Here is a 16203-nt window from a genome sequence, read left to right on the forward strand (position 1 = left end):
TATAGTGGATTACGGGGTGGGAAGCAAGGGAGGGGGAAAAAGATTGCTATATTGACGAACCGGCACGGTTAACTTATATTGTTTCTAAATGAGCGTCAAGGTGATAACCGTGACCGTGCCGGAATATACGGTTGAAAAAAAGCCCGATTATGTGACAATCGGGCGGAAAGTGGACGCGGCGATAGAACGGAGCTTTAGCGACCGTAAATATATTTACCGTGCCATTGGTATGGATGATCACCCCAATCTGACGCTGGACAAGCTGGCTGCAATCATTATGGAAACCGGCACGGATAAATACGACCCGGACAGGAAAGGCGTCTGCCACGACCAGTTCTCCGTTTATGACTATGATATCCAGGCCGGTTCTTTTGAAATAAAAAACTCCAGAATAGTGATAGAGCCTACGGACACTTACCCCACCCTTTTCGGGGATACGATATACGATTTTTATGAGAACGCGCCGCAGGACAGAGGTTATCCGGTGCGTATAGATTTACTGGTATTTTACGACACTAATAAATTAGAACTAGCGAAACTAACAAATCCGAAAGCACCGGGCGTTTCTCCTCGACTTGAGAAATATTTATATAAGTTCAGGGACAGGAAAAACAAAAAGGATGCGTTGTTAGGAATAGTTAAAATACTGAGATAGCTACAGTTGAGAGAATGCTTGACAATCCATCCACGCTTATAGTATCAATTATGGTACACCTTTATCCGCATACGCACTACATGATAGAATAAAAAAAGAGGCAATCCGGCGGGAGGTACTGGTGAAAACAAGAGGGTATGTGGTCCTGACACTGAAATTCCACAAGCAGGGAAAGCGCTGGACGGCTTTGTGCGAGGAACTGGGCACGGCTACCTTCGGGCGTTCACTGCCGGAGGCCGACCAGCGGATAAAAGAGGCCGTGCTGCTGCATCTGAATACGTTGGATGACGTGGGGGAGCGCGAGCGTTTCTTTAAAGAGCATGATATCCAAGTGCATCAAGATAAACCGCAGGAAGATATTACCGTGTGCCTGCCGCTTAATAAAGATATATTCGTGGAACCGCTGGTGCAGGCCGTGCCGGAACTAACCGCCGCCTAGGTTACAATCCATATTTTTCAATTAATGCCAACAAGCCCTGTTTACCTATCCCCATTTGCTTAGGCCCGATAATAGCCGCCAGTATCCCCTCATCTAATTCCGCTCGCGTGTCCGGGATGACCGTTACCCTGAAGCGGTCGCTGAATTTTTTAGCTAAAGCCACCCCGTGCGTGGCGCGCCGTTTGATAATCCAGCCGTCTGCCCGCGCCAGCTTAATCAGTTGTTTCCCTCTAATGCGGGGCAGCTTTTTGTCTTGCGGCATACCTTAATAAACAACTATTCAGGGGAAAAATCAACTTTTTTATTGTATATTTTCATTATCAATAGTTTTCTTCTCCCCTGCAAAAGTCCAATATGTTATGGACGCTTACACACCCTTGCCACTTTTTAGTATTTCTGGTATAATATTTCAAAAGTACCAAAGGAGTCCAACCGAGAACCTTTAAGCCAGTCCCGCGAGGCCGGCAAGGGGAGTCAAACGAGTACCTGTACATCCGCACCTCTTGCTAGCCCCCGCCTACGCTGAAGCTTCGGCGGGCGAGTAAATGCAAGAGGTTTTTTTATGCCTGAAAAAATTGTCATGAACGCGGAGGACATCCGCCGCACCCTCGCCCGGATAGCCCACGAGATTATCGAGCGCAACACGGTAGTGGAAAACCTTTTGCTGGTGGGGCTGCATACGCGGGGCGTTCCTTTAGCGCGGCGGCTGGCACAGAACATCGAGATGTACGAGAAGTCCAGCCTGAATATGGGGTCGCTGGACTTCAGCCTCTACCGCGACGACCTGTCACCATCAGAAGCCGGCACCTCCCTAAAGCATACGGACATACCGTCCGATATCAACGGAAAGTCGGTCATACTGGTGGATGACGTGCTCTACACCGGGCGCAGCATCCGCGCCGCCATGGACGCGCTGATAGACCTGGGACGGCCGCGCTCCATACAGCTGGCGGTACTTATCGACCGGGGGCACCGGGAAATGCCCATCCGGGCGGACTACGTAGGCAAGAACATACCCAGCGCCCGCCACGAAGACATCCAGGTGCGCCTGACGGAAACCGACGGCCGGGACGAGGTGGCTATCGTCAGCCTGCCCAACGGCAAAGCGGGCATAGCCCAGACGGAAAAGCTCGAGTCCCGATAGTACCGGAAAGGAGGAGACGCCATGACACTGGCCAACAGAAGCCTGGTGACCATAGATGACCTCTCCAACGGGGAAATCCTGTCCCTTTTCTCCCTGGCCAGTGAAATGTCCGCCAACATGAAAGACCAGTACGGACTCTGCCGCGGCAAAGTCATGGCCTCGCTGTTCTTCGAGCCGAGCACCCGCACCCGCCTCTCCTTCGAGGCGGCGATGCACCGGCTGGGCGGCTCGGTTATCACCGCGTCCGACGTGGGCGCCAGCTCCCTGGCCAAGGGGGAAAGCATCTCCGATACGGCCAGGATAGTAGGCAGCTACGCGGATATCATCGTCATACGGCACCCCTGGGAAGGGGCGGCTAAAGTGGTGGCGGACTACGCCGGCATACCGGTCATCAACGCCGGGGACGGCGGGCACCAGCACCCCACCCAGACGCTGCTCGACCTTTACACCATCATCAAGGAAAGGCAGAACATCAAAGGACTGAAAATAGCCCTCTGGGGCGATTTGAAATACGGGCGCACCACCCACTCCCTGATTTTCGCGCTGGCGCGGTTCGGGGCGGACATACTCTTTTGCCCCACCCCCGGCCTGGAAGTGCCGCGCCATGTAATCGAAAAACTGGTGACGGAATACGGCGGGGAGGTAGAAAGGCTGGAGGAATCCGCGCGGCAAAACAGCGAAAACCTCTTCCCCATCGACGCTATTTACACCACCCCCAACAGCCCGCACCAGCTGGCGATGATGCCGGATATCAGCGTCCAGGTGGAGCTCAAGGGCGGCGTGGACGCCCTGTACGTTACCCGACCCCAAAAGGAAAGATTCACGGCCACGGAACAGGGGGAGGACCTCAAACACAAATACCCGGTGGTGAACAAAAAACTGCTGGAAGGCAAGGCGTTCCGCAAGACTTTGGTGATGCATCCGCTGCCCCGGGTGGACGAGCTGGCTTACGATATCGACGGGGACGAGCGGAGCATGTACTTCAAGCAGGCCGCCCGCGGCGTGCCGGTGCGCATGGCGCTGCTGGCCGCCCTGCTGGGCGTTAAGGAACTGGCCGTGCCGGAGGTGGAAACGCCGCCGCCGGTACCCTATCCCCTCTACCGCCAGGAGCCGGCGCCGGTATGCCCCAACCCAAGGTGTGTATCCATACAGTCGACGGAGACCAAGTACCTCAAGCCGCAGTACAAAATAGTGAGCAAACGGCCGCTGACGCTGCGCTGCGTTTACTGCGAGCACGGCTTCGAGCCCAAGTACGTGGCCAGCACGGACTGGCACGAGCACACCCAGGAGATGAAGAAGTACCACAGCGCGGACAGCCACTGGGCCAAGGATATCCGCCCGGAGAACCTGATTGTCTTCGCCTCCGAGGAGGAAGCGCAGTCCTACGGCTTCAAGCCGAGTCACTTTGCGGGAGGGAACCGGTAAGACATTAAAAACACCGCTCACCCTGAGCTCGTCGAAGGGTGAGGTAATATCCCGCTATGGTTCGACCCTCCTACGCTGAAGCTATGAAGGGCAGGCAGGCTCACCATGAGCGGCAAAAGACTAATTTTGATAAACGGAGTAACGGAACAATGGCAGACTCACTACTCATCCGGGAAGGGCGGGTAATAGACCCGGCCCAGGATATTGACAAGACCGCTAATGTCCTGGTGAAGGAGGGGAAAATAGCCTGGCTGGGGGAGGGCAACCCGCCGCAGGAGGACTATTACGTGCTGGACGCGGGGGGCCTGATTGTCTGCCCCGGCTTCATAGATTTACACTGTCACCTGCGGCAGCCGGGCGGGGAGGCTAAGGAAACTATAGCCACGGGGACGGCGGCGGCGGCGCGGGGCGGCTTTACCACCCTGTGCTGCATGCCCAACACCACTCCCCCGCTGGACAGCGCCGACATGCTCAACTACGTGCGGACTATCGCGGCGCGGGAGGGCATCGTGCGGGTTTTCCCCATCGGCTGCGTGACATTGGGACGCAAAGGCGAAGACCTGGCGGACTTTAGTGAAATGGAGATGAACGGCGCGGTGGCTTTCAGCGATGACGGCTCCCCGGTGAGCAATAAAGAAATCCTGCGCCGGGCGCTGGAGTACAGCCGCGACTTCCAGCGGCCTATCATCGACCACTGTGAAAACATATCCCTCACCGAGGGCGGACAGGTCAACGAGGGGGTGGTATCGCTGGAGATGGGGCTGCGCGGCATACCGGCTTCCGCGGAGGAGCTTATCGTCAAGCGGGACATCGAGCTGGCCAAAGAGACCGGCGGACATATCCACATCGCCCACGTGAGCACGGAAACATCGGCGGATTTAATCCGCAACGCCAAGGAAGAGGGCATCCACGTTACCGCCGAGGTCACACCCCACCACCTCACCCTGACCGAGGAAGACGTTTTAAAGTACGGCTCCCTGGCCAAGGTTAACCCTCCCCTGCGCACCAAGCGGGATACGATAGCCCTGCTGCGGGCCTTGAACGACGGTGTGATAGACATCGTGGCGACAGACCACGCCCCGCATACCAAGGCGGATAAAGCCTGCGTTTTCAGCCAGGCGGCCTTCGGCATCAGCGGACTGGAAACGGCGCTGGGGGCGCTGTGCGGCCTGATTTTCCAGAGCGAGCTGACCCTGAACAACATGATAGCGGCGCTGACCATGGGGCCGGCGCACGTCCTGGGCTACCAGAAGCTGGGCACGCTGGAGACCGGCGCGCCGGCGGACATCTGCATCTTCGACCTGCACAAGGAGTGGACGGTGGACACGGACCAGTTCGCGTCTAAAGGCAAGAATACGCCCCTGGCGGGGCGGACGCTGAAGGGCAAGGTCATGGGGACTATTTACATGGGCAACCCGGTTTACCTGGACGAGTCTTTACGCATCAGGGAGAGATTTGAAGTATAAAGTGGAGCTGATGAAACTGGACAGGCACGCGGATTTGCTGGAGTTCTGGAAGGATATGCCCGGCGTCTGGCTCAGCGATGATGACAGCTATGAAAGCATGGCGGTTTACTTAAAAAGAAATCCGGACACCAACTACGTGGTATTAAACGGAGATGAAATCATAGGCACAGTCAAATGCAGTCATGATGGCCGGAGGGGCTATATCCACCACCTGGCGGTGAAAGAGGAATACCGGAAACAGGGCATCGCCAGAGAGCTGGTAGACAGGTGCATCAACGGGCTGAAGGAGCAGGTCATAAATAAATACCGGGTGTTCGTGCTGGACAGCAACCCGGCGGCGATAGCGTTCTGGAAGCACATCGGATTTGAGGAACAGGTATATGATTACCGGACTTTACAGAAGAATAGCTGAAAAAGGGTGGGGATGAAACGAAACATTACCTGCTCACTCTAACTCTCTCCCACGGAGGGGAGAGAGAATGGGAACTAACGGAAAAAGGATAGAAACGAGAGTAAATCATGGCTAAACCGGCAATACTAGTCCTGGCGGACGGCTCTACCTACGAGGGGTACTCCTTCGGGGCGGCGACGGACGCAGTCGGCGAGGCGGTCTTTAACACCAGCATGGCGGGCTACCAGGAAATGCTCACGGACCCGTCCTACGCCGGCCAGATTTTAATGCCCACCTACCCGCTCATCGGGAACTATGGCACCAACGCGGAAGACGGGGAGTCAAGACGCATCCAGGTGCGGGGCTTCGCGGTGCGGGAAAAGTGCGATTTACCCAGTCATTACCTTAATAATAATACCGTCCACGCTTACCTGGCGGCGGGCGGCATACCGGGGATATGGGGACTGGATACCCGCGCCATCACGCGGCGGCTACGCTCGGCGGGGGTGATGATGGGCATGATAACGTCCACCAAAACGCCGGCCGAGGCTTTAGCGGCCATCCGGAACGCGCCCGACTACGGGGACATCGACTTCGTCCGGGAGGTGACCACGGAAAAGCCCTACGGGTGGGGCGATAACGGCAACGACCTGCCCTATCATGTGGTCGCCCTGGACTGCGGGCTGAAATACAACATTTTAAGACTGCTGGCGCATCACGGCTGCCGCAGCACGGTAGTCCCCTGCACGGCGTCGGCGGAAGAAATCCTCGCCCTTGAGCCGGACGGCATACTGCTTTCCCCCGGCCCCGGCGACCCGGACAAGCTGGACTACCTGATGAACACGGTGAAAAAGCTCATCGGTAAGAAGCCGATGATGGGCATCTGCCTGGGCAACCAGATGATTAACCGGGCCTTCGGCGGGAAGCACTTCAAGCTGAAGTTCGGGCACCGCGGCGGCAACCACCCGGTCAGAGACCTGGCCAGCGGGCGCATCCACATCACCGCCCAGAACCACGGCTACGCCGCCGACCCCTCCACCATCGGCCAAGACCTGGAGGTAACGCATATCAACCTGAACGACGGCACGGTGGAAGGCCTGCGGCATAAAGAGTTGCCCATCTTCGCCGTGCAGTACCATTCCGAGGCATCGCCCGGGCCTCTTGACAACGTTTACCTGTTCCGGCAGTTCGTGGAGAACATCAAACAAGGAAAGTCCTGAGCACCAAACCCTAAACTCTAAACGGGGAAAGAGCGAAAAGAGAAGAAGGCCGGAGCAAAGCCGGCCATAAGAAAGTTGAGGTAACTCATGGTTTACTTGACTATCGCGTGCATACTCCTGGCGATACTGGTCATCGCGCTGCTGGCGGTGCTGAACAAGAGGACCAAGGAGAAAGAATACTGGGAGAAACAGGAAAAAAGGGCCTGGCTGCTGAAAGTGGCGCTGGAGAAGTCCTGCGAGCTGCCCACCATCGACTCCCAGGAGATGGCAACCATCGAGCCGCAGCTGGAACAGCTGATGAACGGCGCGGCGGCGGACGCGGACGTGGAAGAAAAGATGCGGGAGCTGATAATGGGGCTTTACGAGGCGAAGGTGAAGGGTCGGGAGAAGAAGAAAAGCGTTAAGGGAGAATAGGAAAGGAAAAAAATGAATACAATCTGGAAGCTGGTATGCGTTGTATGCCTGGCGGCGCTGGTAATCCTGGCGGTGGCGGGTTGCGGCAGCAGTAAGCCTTCTCTCGTGGGTAAATGGCAGTCCAATGATGATGCCAGTAACTATATCGAGTTTACGAAGGACGGTAACCTGGTTGTGGATATCAACGACAAGCTGATTACCGGCACTTACGAGGTCTTGAGCGATACCGTTGTCAAGGTCAACGTCTCCGGCGTGACGGGACTGCTTCAGGCGCTGTTCGCCAAGGGCACCTGGGAGTACACTGTGACCAAGACTGACCTGACGCTGACCGGGGACATACTGACCCGGTACTTTACCCGGGTGAAATAGGTGGGAGAAAAAAATCTCCCTTTTAAAAAGTGGGAGTCGGGGAAAGGGGGAGGAGAAATAGCAAGGTTGTGGAAAAACCTGGCAGAAATCCCCCTTAATCCCCTTCCGATTCGTCCCTCATGCGGAATCCCGCATGAACAGGGTGAATCGGGACTTTTTCAAAGTGGGAGACGGAGAAAGGGAATAACGCCATAACCTTTTGGATTGAACGAAACATGAACATGGCGGGGCGGGGATAAGGGGTGGATTCTGACCTTCGTCAGAATGACAACAATGAATAAGGAGTCGCGTCTTGACCTATAAACCTTCTAAAGTCTTAATAATTGGGAGTGGGACTATAATCATCGGGCAACAAACTTGTCATTCCAGCGAAAGCTGGAATCCAGGTGGGGATAAGGGGTGGATTCTGACCCCCGTCAGAATGACAACAACGTAAAGGAGTCGCATCTTGACCTATAAACCTTCTAAAGTATTAATCATCGGCAGCGGGCCCATCATCATCGGGCAGGCGGCGGAGTTCGACTACGCCGGCACGCAGGCGTGCAAAGCCATGCGGGAGGAGGGCGTTATCTCCGTGCTGGTGAACTCCAACCCCGCCACCATCATGACCGATGAGGACATCGCCGATGTGGTATATATCGAGCCGCTGACCGTGGAGGTAATCACCCGCATTATCGAAAAAGAGCGACCGGACGGGCTTTTACCCACCCTGGGCGGGCAGACCGGCCTCACTTTAGCCCATGAGCTGGCCGAGGCGGGCGTGCTGGAAAAATACAACGTGCGCAGCCTGGGCACCCCCATAAATACCATCCGCCAGGCGTCCAACCGCGAGCTGTTCAAGAAATTGATGGAGAGCATCGGGGAGCCGATGCTGGAAAGCGCCAGCGTCAACACCCTGGCGGAAGCCCGGAAAGCCGGCAAGGAGCTGGGTCTGCCGCTGATTATCCGCCCTTCCTTCACGCTGGGGGGGACGGGGGGCGGGGTGGCCTATACCGCTAAAGAGCTGGACGAGAAAGCGGCGGTGGGGCTGCAGTCCAGTCCCATCCATCAAATACTGCTGGAGCAGTGGGTGGGGGGCTGGAAGGAAATAGAGTACGAGGTCATGCGGGACGCCGCCGATAACTGCATCACCGTGTGCAACATGGAGAACTTCGACCCGATGGGGGTGCACACCGGGGACAGCATCGTGGTGGCGCCCAGCCAGACTTTGACCGATAACGAGTACCAGATGCTGCGGAGCGCCAGTCTGAACATCATCCGCGCCTTAAAGATAGAAGGCGGCTGCAACGTGCAGCTCGCCCTGGACCCCAAAAGCGAAAAGTATTATGTCATAGAAGTCAACCCGAGGGTCAGCCGCAGCTCCGCCCTGGCTTCCAAAGCCACCGGCTATCCCATCGCGCGGGTGGCCGCCAAGATTGCCGCCGGCAAGACGCTGGACCAGATACAGAACGCCGTCACCGGCAAGACCATGGCGTCGTTCGAGCCTGCTTTAGACTACTGCGTGGTGAAAATACCGCGCTGGCCCTTCGACAAGTTCGCCACCGGCGACCGCGTTATCGGGACGCAGATGAAAGCCACCGGGGAGGTCATGGCCATTGACCGCACCTTCGAGGCGGCGCTGCAAAAAGCCGTCCGCTCCCTGGAGTTCGGCAAAAAGAGCCTCCTCTGGGAAGACCCCAAGTGGGAGCGCGGCCAGGACGTCAAGACCTACCCGCTCGTGCCCGCCAACGACCTGCGGCTGTGGGGCATCATGGCAGCCTTAAGGCGGGGCATCACCCCGCAGGAAATAGCGGACTACACCAAAATAGACCGCTGGTTCCTGGACAAGCTGCAAAACATCGTCAACACGGAAAAGACCCTGCTGGCGGAAGATTTAACGCCGGAGCTGATGTGGCAGGCCAAGCGCCTCGGGTTTTCCGACGAGCAGATAGGCACACTGGGCGATAAGCTCACGGAGCAGGTAAGGCAGCTGCGCAACACCTGGCATATCCGCCCGGTCTATAAAATGGTGGACACCTGCGCCGCCGAGTTCGACGCCGCCACCCCCTACTTCTACTCCACCTACGAGCAGGAAAACGAGGCGCTGGCGGAGGACGTCAATAAAGCGGTGGTCATCGGCAGCGGGCCGATACGCATCGGGCAGGGCATCGAGTTCGACTACTGCTCGGTACATTCCGCCCGGGCGCTCCAGGAGGCCGGCTATAAAAGCATTATGATAAACTCCAATCCGGAGACGGTATCCACCGACTTCGATACCTCGGACAGGCTTTACTTCGAAGCCCTGGACGAGGAAAGCGTAAGGGACATTTTAGAAAACGAGAGCGGCAACAACCGCCATGCCAGCTATACCACGCCGCCGCCCTGCATCGTGCAGTTCGGCGGGCAGACGGCCGTCAACCTTTCGCAGCCCCTCTCCCGCGCCGGCATGCCCATTATCGGCTCCAGCGCGGACGCCATAGACCTGGCCAGCGACCGCAAACGCTTCGAGCATTTTCTGGAAGAACTCGCCATCCCCCAGCCACCGGGCGCCGGGGTCACCTCCCTGGACGAGGGGCTCAAGGTGGCGGAGATTATCGGCTACCCGGTGCTGGTGCGCCCCAGCTACGTCCTGGGCGGGCGGGCCATGGAAATCGTTTACAACGCCACGGAGCTGGTACGCTATATGGGACTGGCCATGGAGCTGGACACCGGCCACCCGGTACTGATAGATAAATACCTCCAGGGGAAAGAGGCGGAGGTGGACGCCATCGGCGACGGCGAGACGGTACTCATACCCGGCATGATGGAGCACATCGAGCGCGCCGGCGTGCACAGCGGCGACTCCATGGCGGTGTACCCCGGCGTCAACCTGACCAAGAAAGAAATAAGCACCATGGTAAGCTATGCGGTGCGCATCGGGCTGGGACTGAAAATAATAGGCCTCATGAATATCCAGTTCGTCATCATGCCGGGCAAGGACGGCAAGGAATCGTCCGTGTACATCATCGAGGTCAACCCGCGGGCCAGCCGCACCGTGCCTTTCATCTCCAAGGTCACCGGCGTGCCCATGGTCAAAGTGGCCACCCGCGTGATGCTGGGCAAGAGCCTGAAAGAGCAGGGCTACAGCAGCGGGCTGTGGCCGGTGAAAAACCTGGTGGCGGTGAAAGCCCCGGTCTTTTCCATGTCCAAGCTGGCCGGCGTGGATACCCACCTCGGCCCGGAAATGAAGTCCACCGGCGAAGTCATGGGCATCGACTATACCTTCGAAGCGGCCCTGGCTAAAGCCGTGCAGGCATCCGGCCTGGCGATACTGCCGCAGAGCGGCATCCTCTTCAGCATAGCCGACCGCGACAAGGCGGAAGCGCTGCCCATCATCCGGCAGCTGGCGGCGGCGGGAAACAAATTTTACGCCACCGAGGGCACCGCCGCCATGATACAGGCCGCCGGGATGCCGGTGAAAATGACCAGCAAGAAACTGGACGAGGGGCACCCCAATATCATCGACATCATTAACGACGGCACCGTCAGCGGGGTAGTCAATACCACCACCGGGGGGCATGCGCCTTTCCGGGACGGTTTTTACATCCGCCGCGCCGCCGCGGAAAAACGCATCCCCTGCTTTACCTCACTGGACACCCTGAGGGCGGCCACGGAAGCCATATCACCGGCGGCGCAGACGTTTACGGTACAGCCTTTGCCGGACTACAGGAATAAGAAGGCGGGGGCGTAATTCTCCCTTGGTCCCGCAGTACGGGGCAGGCTCTTATGAAGGTGGGAAACTGGGCAGGGAGGGGAAAAGGGGCGGTAAAAAACTCCCTTAATCCCTCTTTAGGAAAGAGGGACAAGCCATTAGACTGGTATCATGTTACAATAAGGTTTAATTAAAGTTGTCATTCCAGCGAAGGCTGGAATCCAGCAATGAACGAGCAACATTTAGAAAGTAACAATGGATTCTGGCCCCCGATTGCCATACGGGACACGGCTGCGCCAGAATGACAACATAGGAAATGGGAAAAAGGGAGAGTTGGAGAGGGATACATTAAAATTTTCATGATACAGCTTAAAGCCAAAATTCTATCCGCCCTGGAAACGCTGCCGCAGATATACCTGTTCCGGCTCGCCGCCCCGGAAATCGCTGAAGAGGCCAGGCCGGGGCAGTTCGTGATGGTGCGCTGCGGTAAAGAGACGATACTGCCCCGCCCCATTTCCCTCCACACGGCGGGGGGCGGAGAAATAGCGCTGCTGGTACAGGTGGCGGGTAAAGGCACTTTATGGCTGTCACAGCTTAAAAAAGGAGATACGCTGGATATCTTCGGGCCGCTGGGCAATGGCTATACGGTAGACCCACGTTCCCGGAACCTGCTGCTGGTGGCGGGGGGCATGGGCATAGCGCCGCTGCGTTTCCTGGCGGAGGCCGCCGCCGGGGAGGGGAAAAAGGTAACGGTCATTACCGGGGCGAGGTCGGCGGACTGTCTGGTGCCGCTGAATCCCCCGCAAAGCGCCTACAACAAAGGGATGCTGCCCGCCAGCTTCCAGTGCCTCAACGCCACGGAGGACGGCTCCGAGGGGTTCAAGGGGCTGGCCACCCAACTCATCCCCCATTACCTCAAAGGCGTCGACCAGGTATTTGCCTGCGGCCCAATGCCGATGTACCGGACGATGGCGAAGATACCGGAGCTGAAAAATAAAAACGTGCAGCTTTCTTTAGAAATAATGATGGGCTGCGGGACGGGCGTGTGCTACGGCTGCACTATTAAGACGAAAAAAGGATTGAAGCAGGTGTGCCAGGACGGGCCGGTGTTCGAGATGGGGGAGATGGAGTGGGAAGCATAAAGCGCAAAGCCATAAGTCACTTGGGGTCAGGGGGCGGGGATTTGAGCAAACTCCGGCATTTGAGCTCCTTTCCCAAATAGAGATCGGGAGGCCGAGCCGGGGGGTAAAGTCCGCGAGGATAATCCAGGGTTATGAAGGAAATCCTTATTTTTACCTTATACCGTTTCAAATTGTAGTTTCTTAAGTTCACCGGCCGGGATACGTTTTTTAACGCCCAAAATCTCTATTCCTACAGCTTGACCTTTACTATCATAATCCAGGATTATGCCCGGCTGGATTTCTTCGGACTCAATTACAGGACTCTCATCCAGACGAAAATACAGGGCATCATTTTCCTCGTCTATTTTTATTCTCATATTCCCCTCTTTTCTCTCCGGTCAAAGAAAGTCGTAATAACGCGCAAAGCTTCCTTTTCCCGGCGGGCTATCACTCGCATTACGCGTCCCTGGCGCGCTGGAACCTGACCCAGGTAGTGGATTGTGCCGTCGGTACGGCGCTCCTGCTTTAACGGATTGGCAACTACCTCGGCAACCCACTTTTTCTGGATATCCCGTTCAACCAGCATTCTTTCCGCGTGAGCGGTGAACTCCAGACGTTTTATGCTTAACCTCCAGAGAAAACATAGACTTTACGTATCAAAATTGTAACACCGCCGGTTGACAATATCAATCATTAACCCATTTTGTGCCAGGGACTCAACGTTTTTTCTCTCCAGCTTTGACAATAATCCGGATTCAGGCTTATAATTAGTAAGGACAATCTGGAAAAAGAGGTGATAAACATGGCAAATACTGTAGGCAAGAGATATCGCTGCACCAAGTGCGGCGCCGAGATGATTATCACCAAGGGGGGCGTCGGCACCATCACCTGCTGCGGCCAGCCCATGGAAATCAAACAGTAAAACCCCTTTTGCAGGAGGTACGAACAATGGCAAGCCAACTGGGAAAAAGATACCGCTGTGCCAAATGCGGCACGGAAGCACTTTGCACTAAAGCCGGCGCGGGCGAGCTTACCTGCTGCGGTGCAGAGATGAAACCGCAGGAAGCCAAACCCATCCCTTCCTCAGACTAAACGAAACAGATAAACCGCTCGTGGTAAACTCCGGGGGCCAAGCTATAATCTCACCACGAGCGGCATTAGCACAAATATTAATACCGCTCACCCCGAGCTTGTCGAGGGGCATGGTTATCATTCACCAATCCAGGGGCAAATTGTAACCTCACCACGAGCGGTCTCAACGGAACTTTCCTATAAGTAGACGGACGCACCGGGCGCCTCAATAAAGCGCCGGTACGTCTCCGTCAGGCTATTCAGTTTATCAGGCAGCTTTTTCCGGGGTCGCTTTTACTTTAGGCTGCGTGCCGGCTATATTCAGTTTTTTCAGCAGCCTGGACTTGCGCCGCGACGAGTTGTTGCCGGGCAGCACTTTTTTCTCCGCCGCTTTATCCAGAGCGCTGACGGCTTTGGCTACCGCTTGTTTGGCCGTATCCATATTGCCTTCGGCGATGAGTTTTTCCGCTTTGGCGATATCCGTTTTCACCTGGCTGCGGATGGCTTTGCTGCGTTCCTGTCTTCTGCCGGCAGCCCGTGCTGCCTTCTGTGCCGATTTACTTCCCAAGAGTTACCTCCACTTAATTTTTACTCGAGCCGACATCCTCGGGCTTCCTCACGGAAGCCGGGGAATCGGCGATATTCTGCTTCGACGGCTCATCACCGATGCGGCCGATATTCACCACACCCTTAACGCCGTCTATCTTTTTCATAATCTGGCTTAAATGCGCCAGACCCTTGGTCTCCAGGGTTAAAAAGATGGTCACCCGCTGCCCGATGCTGTTGGCCAGGTTCATCGAGGCGATGTTGACCCTCTCCTCCGCCAGGACGGTGCTGATGTCCCGCATCAGGCCCACCCGGTCCCAGGCGTCCACCTGGATTTTCACCGGGTAAAGCAAATCCGTCTGACCCCATTCTACCGGAATCAGCCGCTCTTTTTCATCTTCATTAACAACATTGGGGCAGTCCTCGCGGTGGACGGTGACCCCGCTGTTCCGGGTGATGTAGCCGATAATCTTATCGCCGGGGACGGGGTGGCAGCACTGGGCCAGGCTGGTCATAAGGTCGCCCACGCCCAGCACCTGCACGGCCGAGGGGGCGGTTTTGGGGATGGCGACAGGTTCCGCCACCTGCTTGGCTTTTTCCTCCTGCGCGGCCAGTTTCAGGACAATCTGGTGGGAGGAGATATTGCCGTTGCCCACCGCCGCCATAAAATCATCCAGGTTGGAGTAATTAAAGAGAGCGGCCAGGGCCTGGCGCTCCGTCTGGATGCCGAGGCGGCGGAGCTCTTTATCCAGTATCTGCCGGCCGCGCTCGATGCTTTCCGTCTTTTCCCTTTTATTGAACCACTGCCTTATCTTGGTGCGGGCGTGAGAAGTATGGACAAACCCCAGGTTGGGATTAAGCCAGTCAAGGCTCGGGCCGCGGGCGGCCTTGGCGGAGACGATTTCCACCACATCGCCGTTTTTTAGCTGATAGCTCAGGGGCACCAGCTTGCCGTTTATTTTAGCGCCCACGCAGCGGTTGCCCAGGTCCGTGTGCAGGCGGAAGGCAAAGTCCAGCGGGGTGGCGCCGCGCGGCAGGTCCTTGATTTCCCCCTTGGGGGTATAGACAAAAACCTGGTCGATGAAAATATCCGTCTTGACGGATTCCAGGAACTCCTCGGCGCCGCTCAGCTCCCGGTGCCATTCGATAAGCTGGCGCAGCCAGGCTACCCGGTCCTCGAACTTCACATCCTTCGTGTCGCCTTTTTTATAGCGCCAGTGAGAGGCCACGCCGTATTCCGCCACGTGGTGCATCTCCCGGGTGCGTATCTGGATTTCCAGCGGGGTAGTGCCGAGACACATCACCGCGGTATGCAGGGCCTGGTAGCCGTTGGGCTTGGGATTGGAAATATAATCGTCAAAAGTATCGGGGAGGGGATGCCAGAGATTGTGGATAATACCCATAGCGCTGTAACACTCCGGATTGCTCTCCACGATAACCCGCACCGCGAGCAGGTCATATATATCGTCGAAATGCTTGCCCAGGGCCTCATACTTTTCTATTTTCTGGTAGATGCTGTAAATATGCTTGGGTCGACCGGATATATCCGCCGCCAGACCGTGCCTGGCAAACTCTTCCTTTAAAAGCTCGATAGCCCGGGCGATGAACTTTTCCCGCTCCGTCCGGCGTAAATCAACCAGCCGGGCGATGCGCTGGTAGTCCTGCGGCTGGAGATAGCGGAAGGAAAGGTCTTCCAGCTGCCACTTAAGCTCCCAAATTCCCAGGCGGTGCGCCAGGGGGGCGAAAATGTCCAGCGTCTCCTGGGCGTTTTTAAGCTGCCGGTCCTTGGGCAGGGCATCCATGGTACGCATGTTGTGGAGGCGGTCCGCCAGCTTGATAAAGACCACCCGCAGGTCCTCGGCCATAGCCACCAGCATTTTGCGCAGGTTTTCCGCCTGGGTGGCGCTGGCCGCCGTCCCGGTGGTGGAAAGCGATACTTTACCCAGCTTGGTAACGCCGTCAACCAGCCGGGCCACTTCCGGGCCGAACTTGGCCTCTATATCCGCCATAGGCAGGCCGGTGTCCTCCGGAATATCATGCAGCAGCGCCGCCGCCAGGGCGCTGGCATCTAATTGAAGCTCCGCCAGAATATAAGCGGTCTGGAGGGGGTGCTCCATGAAGGGCCCGCCGGAAAGCCGCACCTGCCCCTGGTGCTTCTCCGAGGCAAATTTATAGGCTTCTTCCAGCAGGGGCAATTTTTCCGCCGGAAGATATTCTTTAGCTTTTTCCAGAAGCCTGGCAAATTCCATCAACCGCCGCTCCGTACCCTTTT

At 56.7% G+C, this 16203-nt stretch carries 17 protein-coding genes; 13 read left to right on the forward strand and 4 right to left on the reverse strand.

The window, feature by feature from the left end:
• The first annotated feature begins 100 nt into the window (after positions 1 to 100).
• Both WC370_04370 and WC370_04375 read left to right on the forward strand, forming a co-directional pair.
• Positions 101 to 655 carry a hypothetical protein gene (locus tag WC370_04370; protein ID MFA5308706.1) on the forward strand — a complete coding sequence of 185 codons (555 nt, stop codon included), beginning with the start codon at positions 101 to 103 and terminating at the stop codon, positions 653 to 655.
• 121 nt (positions 656 to 776) lie between these two features.
• Complete coding sequence (locus tag WC370_04375) at positions 777 to 1094, forward strand: hypothetical protein (GenBank protein ID MFA5308707.1); 318 nt, start codon at positions 777 to 779, stop codon at positions 1092 to 1094.
• A 1-nt stretch (position 1095) separates the two neighbouring features.
• On the opposite strand, the gene WC370_04380 is transcribed toward WC370_04375, so the two are convergent.
• Positions 1096 to 1356 (reverse strand): hypothetical protein, encoded by a 261-nt coding sequence (locus WC370_04380; GenBank protein MFA5308708.1) that lies wholly within the window; start codon positions 1354 to 1356, stop codon positions 1096 to 1098.
• 300 nt (positions 1357 to 1656) lie between these two features.
• Here WC370_04380 and pyrR point away from each other — a divergent pair, with 300 nt between their 5' ends.
• The 9 genes from pyrR (at position 1657) to WC370_04425 (ending at position 12335) form a co-directional block, all read left to right on the forward strand.
• Positions 1657 to 2238 (forward strand): bifunctional pyr operon transcriptional regulator/uracil phosphoribosyltransferase PyrR, encoded by a 582-nt coding sequence (gene pyrR / locus WC370_04385; GenBank protein MFA5308709.1) that lies wholly within the window; start codon positions 1657 to 1659, stop codon positions 2236 to 2238.
• A gap of 21 nt (positions 2239 to 2259) precedes the next feature.
• Complete coding sequence (gene pyrB / locus WC370_04390) at positions 2260 to 3663, forward strand: aspartate carbamoyltransferase (GenBank protein ID MFA5308710.1); 1404 nt, start codon at positions 2260 to 2262, stop codon at positions 3661 to 3663.
• A 149-nt stretch (positions 3664 to 3812) separates the two neighbouring features.
• Positions 3813 to 5129, forward strand: coding sequence for a dihydroorotase (locus WC370_04395; protein MFA5308711.1), 1317 nt, complete (start codon positions 3813 to 3815; stop codon positions 5127 to 5129).
• Complete coding sequence (locus WC370_04400; protein ID MFA5308712.1) at positions 5119 to 5541, forward strand: GNAT family N-acetyltransferase; 423 nt, start codon at positions 5119 to 5121, stop codon at positions 5539 to 5541. Before WC370_04395 ends, WC370_04400 begins: the two co-directional genes overlap by 11 nt.
• A gap of 107 nt (positions 5542 to 5648) precedes the next feature.
• Complete coding sequence (gene carA / locus WC370_04405) at positions 5649 to 6740, forward strand: glutamine-hydrolyzing carbamoyl-phosphate synthase small subunit (GenBank protein ID MFA5308713.1); 1092 nt, start codon at positions 5649 to 5651, stop codon at positions 6738 to 6740.
• Between the two features lie 87 nt (positions 6741 to 6827).
• A complete protein-coding gene (locus tag WC370_04410; protein MFA5308714.1) occupies positions 6828 to 7154 on the forward strand; it encodes a hypothetical protein in 327 nt (108 codons plus the stop codon).
• A 12-nt stretch (positions 7155 to 7166) separates the two neighbouring features.
• Complete coding sequence (locus WC370_04415) at positions 7167 to 7523, forward strand: hypothetical protein (protein MFA5308715.1); 357 nt, start codon at positions 7167 to 7169, stop codon at positions 7521 to 7523.
• A gap of 448 nt (positions 7524 to 7971) precedes the next feature.
• A complete protein-coding gene (gene carB / locus WC370_04420; protein ID MFA5308716.1) occupies positions 7972 to 11232 on the forward strand; it encodes a carbamoyl-phosphate synthase large subunit in 3261 nt (1086 codons plus the stop codon).
• 320 nt (positions 11233 to 11552) lie between these two features.
• Positions 11553 to 12335: a dihydroorotate dehydrogenase electron transfer subunit gene (locus tag WC370_04425; protein MFA5308717.1), complete on the forward strand. Its 783-nt coding sequence runs from the start codon at positions 11553 to 11555 to the stop codon at positions 12333 to 12335.
• 155 nt (positions 12336 to 12490) lie between these two features.
• Here the strand turns inward: WC370_04425 and WC370_04430 are convergent, their stop codons facing one another.
• A complete protein-coding gene (locus tag WC370_04430) occupies positions 12491 to 12691 on the reverse strand; it encodes a DUF2283 domain-containing protein (GenBank protein ID MFA5308718.1) in 201 nt (66 codons plus the stop codon).
• Between the two features lie 425 nt (positions 12692 to 13116).
• Between WC370_04430 and WC370_04435 the strand changes: the two genes are divergently transcribed.
• Complete coding sequence (locus WC370_04435) at positions 13117 to 13236, forward strand: desulfoferrodoxin (protein MFA5308719.1); 120 nt, start codon at positions 13117 to 13119, stop codon at positions 13234 to 13236.
• Positions 13237 to 13262: 26 nt separating this feature from the next.
• The gene (locus tag WC370_04440) at positions 13263 to 13406 is read left to right on the forward strand and encodes a hypothetical protein (GenBank protein ID MFA5308720.1); all 144 of its coding nucleotides are present in this window, start codon (positions 13263 to 13265) and stop codon (positions 13404 to 13406) included.
• A 247-nt stretch (positions 13407 to 13653) separates the two neighbouring features.
• Here WC370_04440 and rpsT read toward each other — a convergent pair whose 3' ends face one another.
• Positions 13654 to 13953 (reverse strand): 30S ribosomal protein S20, encoded by a 300-nt coding sequence (gene rpsT, locus WC370_04445; protein MFA5308721.1) that lies wholly within the window; start codon positions 13951 to 13953, stop codon positions 13654 to 13656.
• 13 nt (positions 13954 to 13966) lie between these two features.
• Positions 13967 to 16180, reverse strand: coding sequence for a bifunctional (p)ppGpp synthetase/guanosine-3',5'-bis(diphosphate) 3'-pyrophosphohydrolase (locus WC370_04450; protein ID MFA5308722.1), 2214 nt, complete (start codon positions 16178 to 16180; stop codon positions 13967 to 13969).
• Positions 16181 to 16203 lie beyond the last annotated feature (23 nt).

The organism is Dehalococcoidales bacterium (assembly GCA_041652735.1).
In the GTDB taxonomy this organism is placed as follows: domain Bacteria; phylum Chloroflexota; class Dehalococcoidia; order Dehalococcoidales; family RBG-16-60-22; genus RBG-13-51-18.